We start from the raw sequence: 4,979 nt of genomic DNA on the forward strand, positions 1-4,979 counted from the left end.
AGCTCAGATGTTGATACTAGGTGTAGATGGCTTAATGCTACTGCCGGCTATGGTTTACCGTGGTACCAATCGTGAAGTTGTGACTCATTTCCAGACAGTGGCTCGCTCGACTAAGCTACCTATCATGATCTACAACAACCCTGTTAGTTACGGTATCGACATCAGCTTAGAGATGACTGCAATTCTTGCCGAAGAAGACAACATAGTTGCCATTAAAGAGTCAACGACAGATACACGCCGCTTAACTGAACTTCAGAGCCGTTTCGGCGAACGTTTCAGTATACTTTGTGGTGTCGATGACATCGCTCTGGAAAGCATATTATTGGGCGCTACCGGTTGGATCTCTGGCCTGACTAACGTATTCCCACGTGAATCTGTAACCCTGTTTAAACTGGCACGTGCCGGTCGCATCGAAGAAGCTCGCGAGATCTACCTTTGGTTCATGCCTCTATTAAGATTAGACACGATTCCAACATTAGTGCAGTGCATCAAGTTTGCCGAACAACTCGTTGGCCGTGGTAGTGAGAATGTCCGTATGCCGCGCATGACCTTAATTGACGATGAGCGCGCCTATGTTGAAAAAGTGATTAAAGAAGCGATGGACACACGCATAGATCTAGACAAGTACAATCTGGATTAAATCTCAACAACGTATCAAGCCTTCATACAGCCTCACTCATTCTGAGGCTGTACTATAAGAAGAATTAAGGGCCTAGCCTTAATTGAAGTAAACGGAGTAAAGTATAGATGATAAAAGGAACTTATTTTTGCATCGATGCTCATACATGCGGCAATCCTGTTCGTTTGGTCACCAGTGGCCATCCGGATCTTAAGGGTCGCACTATGAGCGAGAAGCGCCAACATTTTCTCAAAGAATATGATTGGATCCGCAAAGGATTGATGTTCGAACCAAGGGGCCACGATATGATGTCGGGGGCTTTTTTGTATCCGCCATGCAGTGATAACGCCGACGCGTCGATCTTGTTTATCGAAACCAGTGGCTGCCTGCCCATGTGCGGCCACGGCACCATAGGCGCCATCACGGCGGCTATCGAATCGGGCCTGTTGACGGCAAGAGAGCCAGGGAAACTCATCATAGATGTGCCCGCTGGCCAGATAAATATCGAATATCAGCAGACCGAAGAAAAAGTCGATTGGGTCAAAATTTACAACGTCCCCGCTTACCTCGCCCATCAAGATGTGATCTTAGATATCCCGGAACTTGGCCCTCTCAAGGTCGATGTCTCATACGGCGGTAACTATTATGTCATCGTCGAACCCCAAGCCAATTTCCCCGGTTTAAGAAACTGGACCGCTGCCGATATTCTCAGATGGAGCCCCATCGTCCGCCAGATTGCCCATGAGCAGTTAACTTGTGTGCATCCCGATGACCCCACAGTATCGGGTATCACTCATGTTCTTTGGACCGGAGAAACCATCAGTGAAGGTTCCGATGGTGCCAATGCGGTGTTTTATGGCGACAAGGCCATAGACCGCTCCCCTTGCGGAACAGGCACCAGTGCTCGCTTAGCTCAGCTGTATGCCAAGGGAAAGTTAAACGTTGGCGACAAATACATCCATGAGAGCATCATCGGCAGTCAATTTATCGGCTGCATCGAATCTGCCACTCTTGTCGGTGGATTTCGCGGGATCATGCCGAGTATTCAAGGCTGGGCCAGAATCACCGGCCAAAACTCAATCACCATAGATGACAGCGACCCATATGCCTTTGGCTTCCAAGTGATTTAACCTCATAACTTAAGATCAGTTTGTTGCTGGATACATAGCTAAGCAACAAACCTAATAGGGAACAATATGACAGACTCAGTTACTGCAAGAATTACCGGCCAACACTTTATCAATGGCGCCTGGACAGGTGAAGCGAATGCATTTAATAGCTTAGATCCGGTCGCAAATGCCAAGCTAGACTGGCAATTTGCCAGTGCGAGTCAAAGCGATATAGACAGTGCAGCTACAGCGGCTAAGTCGGCATTTGTCCAATACAGAGCCAAAACGCCGGGGCAAAGAGCCGACTTTCTCGATGCCATCGCCAGTGAACTAGAAGCAGATATAGAGGCTATCACCACGGCGGCAAATCGTGAGACAGGCCTGCCTATGGCACGCGTTCAAGGCGAAACGGGAAGAACCTGTAATCAACTGAGGCTGTTCGCAGGCACACTGCGTGAGCCACTGGAGCCTAAATTTGTCGATTTAGCCAATCCTGACCGTGCCCCGCTGCCAAAAGCCGACAGCCGTTTGAGTGTACTGCCAATTGGTCCGGTTGCCGTATTTGGTGCATCAAACTTTCCACTGGCATTTTCAACCGCAGGTGGTGACACGGCATCGGCGTTAGCCGCTGGTTGTCCGGTGATCGTTAAGGGACACCCAGCCCACCCAGCCACCAGTGAACTGGTCACCCGCGCCATCGAGAAAGCCATCATCTCCTGCGATATGCCTGCCGGAGTATTTAATCTGGTTCAAGGCGCCGCGCCCCACGTCTCCACCGATTTGGTCACCCACAGTGCCATAAAAGCCGTAGGCTTTACCGGCTCACTCAAGGTGGGACGCATTTTGGCCGACCTGTGCGCCGCACGTGCAGAGCCGATTCCATTTTATGGCGAATTAGGCTCGACGAATCCGCAATTCTTGCTCAGTAGCATATTGTCAGCCAACGCAGAGCAGATGGCACAGACTCAGGTCCAGTCGATGATGATGGGTCATGGTCAGTTTTGTACCAGCCCAGGCGTTGTGGTCGCAGTAAAAGGTTCGGCACTCGACCGATATATCGCCACTATGTCCGAGACTCTAGCGGCACTGCCAGCATCCGCCATGCTGACCCCAGGCATAGCCGCAACCTATCAAGCCCAAGTTGAAGCTTTGCTTAAAGACACCTGTGTGGAATTGGTTGCACAGGGGCAATCGGCACAAGCGAGTCATTTAACCCGGCCAACGGCGGTACGAGTCAATGCCGACGATTACCTGACAACGCCTGAACTGCAGCAAGAGATCTTTGGTCCATGTGCCGTGATAGTAGAATGTGAAGATGAAGCGCAAATGCTCAACATAGCCACTGAATTGGAAGGCCAACTCACGGCCACCATTCACGGCCATGAAGCTGAACTCATCCAAAATCAGCAACTGATAGAGGCGGTGACCTTCAACGTAGGCCGAATCATCTTCAATCAGATGCCAACGGGAGTCGAAGTCTGTCACTCGATGAATCACGGCGGGCCTTACCCAGCGAGCACAGACAGCCGCACAACGTCCGTAGGCAGTCAGGCCATGAAGCGTTTCGAACGTCCAATCTGCTATCAAAATATGCCAGCAGCATTGCTTCCCGATGAGTTAAAAAGCGGCGCAGCTAAAATCATCAGTTTTTAATCCTGATTAAAATGAGAAAATAAATAAAGGGAAACACAGTTTCCCTTTATTTTAACCCGCTTTAACGGTAATCTTAGTTGGATAAAATAGCATAACTAACAGATTAAAACGGGAACTATGAGCCGATCTACACCAATTATCCATAAAACACGAACGCAAGTCGTTGTTGAAGTGCTTAGGGAAAAAATTCTTTCTGGTGATATCGCTGCCGGTGAACCCCTTAGACAAAGTGCACTAGCCGATGAATTAAATGTCAGCCGTATCCCGGTTCGTGAAGCGCTATTGCAACTTGAAGCCGAAGGTTTAGTCAAATTTGAGCCCCATAAAGGTGCTACAGCCACCGAACTTTCTGTCGAGCAAGTCACAGAATTATTCGAGCTCAGAGCCCTGATTGAAACCGACCTACTGGCTAAAGCGATTCCCAATCTACAAGATGAGCATCTGCTTCAGGCCGAGAAAGTACTCGATGAACTCGAGTCAGCATTCAAACAAGAAGACGCTGTAGCGAGTTGGAGCGAACTCAATACGCAATTCCATACCTGCCTGTATCAGGCTGCTGATCGTCCACACACGCTAGAAGTGGTTCACGGACTCAATACCAATTGCGATCGTTATATCCGTTTGCAACTCTTACTCGCTGGCGGAATACCCCGCGCAGAGCAAGATCACCGAAATCTGCTGACCTATTGTAGAAACAAAGATACAGACAAGGCTATCGAGCTTTTACGCGCACATATTTTGCATGCCGCCGAAGCAATACGCGAGCTCGTCGCCCAACAAGTGGAATGAGTCACGGTTGTTAAGCTTAAGATGCACTAAGCTTAGTTAATTATGTTAGATGAGGCAGAGCTCAGGTTCTGCCTTTTTATTTGAGAGAAAGCACATGCAGTACGCCACGATTACAGGTTGGGGAAAATGCGTTCCACCAGCCACATTAACGAACCATGACCTATCCACTTTCATCGAAACCTCAGACGAGTGGATCAAATCACGTACCGGCATTAGCCAACGTCATATCAGTCATGTGAACACCTCAGAGCTGGCTTCAGTTGCTGCGCAGCATGCTCTTGCCGCTGCGGGCATAGAGGGTAGCGAGCTGGATATGATCATTCTTGCTACCGCCAGCCCGGATACCTTGATCCCGAATATTGCCTCGAAAGTTCAAGCCGATGTAGGCGCGACCTGTGCGGCTTTCGATATCAATGCCGCATGCAGTGGCTTCTTATATGGCGTAGGCCTGGCTAGCTCGCAGATCAAGAGTGGCCAATGTAAGAAGGTACTGGTTATCGGTGCCGAGCGCTTGTCATTCTATTTAGATTGGTCACGTCGTGATACCGCCGTGCTGTTCGGTGATGGTGCCGGTGCTGTCGTGTTGGAAGCAACAGATGAAGCAATCGGCGTTTTAGGCTACGAGTTGAGCAATGACCCTGCCGGACGCGATATACTCAAATCAACCTTTGGTACGGCTATGGACAGATTTGAAGCCTCATCATTGGATTTCTATATTGAGTTCATGGCCAAGAGATCTTCAACGTGCTATCGCCGGCATGAGTAAGTTAAGTACTAAGTACTCGAGAAGTGCGAATATCTAAAGATGA

The 4,979-nt window shown here is 49.3% G+C and carries 4 protein-coding genes and 1 pseudogene; all 5 read left to right on the top strand.

Going from position 1 to position 4,979, the window contains the following annotated elements; genetic code table 11:
• Window positions 1-640, top strand: a 640-nt coding sequence (locus tag KT99_RS19155; protein ID WP_005503554.1) for a dihydrodipicolinate synthase family protein, incomplete at its 5' end; no start/stop codon positions are given.
• A 107-nt stretch (window positions 641-747) separates the two neighbouring features.
• Window positions 748-1,749, top strand: a complete 1,002-nt coding sequence (locus KT99_RS19160; RefSeq protein WP_005503555.1) for a 4-hydroxyproline epimerase — start codon at window positions 748-750, stop codon at window positions 1,747-1,749.
• A gap of 66 nt (window positions 1,750-1,815) precedes the next feature.
• Window positions 1,816-3,381, top strand: coding sequence for an aldehyde dehydrogenase (NADP(+)) (locus KT99_RS19165; RefSeq protein ID WP_005503556.1), 1,566 nt, complete (start codon window positions 1,816-1,818; stop codon window positions 3,379-3,381).
• A 117-nt stretch (window positions 3,382-3,498) separates the two neighbouring features.
• Entirely contained in the window at window positions 3,499-4,170 is a 672-nt protein-coding gene (locus KT99_RS19170) for a GntR family transcriptional regulator (protein WP_005503557.1), read from the top strand.
• A 94-nt stretch (window positions 4,171-4,264) separates the two neighbouring features.
• A pseudogene (locus tag KT99_RS19175) lies at window positions 4,265-4,979 on the top strand (beta-ketoacyl-ACP synthase 3); the annotation flags it as partial.

The sequence above is a fragment of the Shewanella benthica KT99 genome (assembly GCF_000172075.1).
GTDB lineage: Bacteria > Pseudomonadota > Gammaproteobacteria > Enterobacterales > Shewanellaceae > Shewanella > Shewanella benthica_A.

What these genes read in the sequence shown, in the direction of transcription:
- KT99_RS19170 (WP_005503557.1), top strand. Translation starts at nt 3,499, where the DNA reads ATGAGCCGATCTACACCAATTATCCATAAAACACGAACGCAAGTCGTT.
- KT99_RS19165 (WP_005503556.1), top strand. Translation starts at nt 1,816, where the DNA reads ATGACAGACTCAGTTACTGCAAGAATTACCGGCCAACACTTTATCAAT.
- KT99_RS19160 (WP_005503555.1), top strand. Translation starts at nt 748, where the DNA reads ATGATAAAAGGAACTTATTTTTGCATCGATGCTCATACATGCGGCAAT.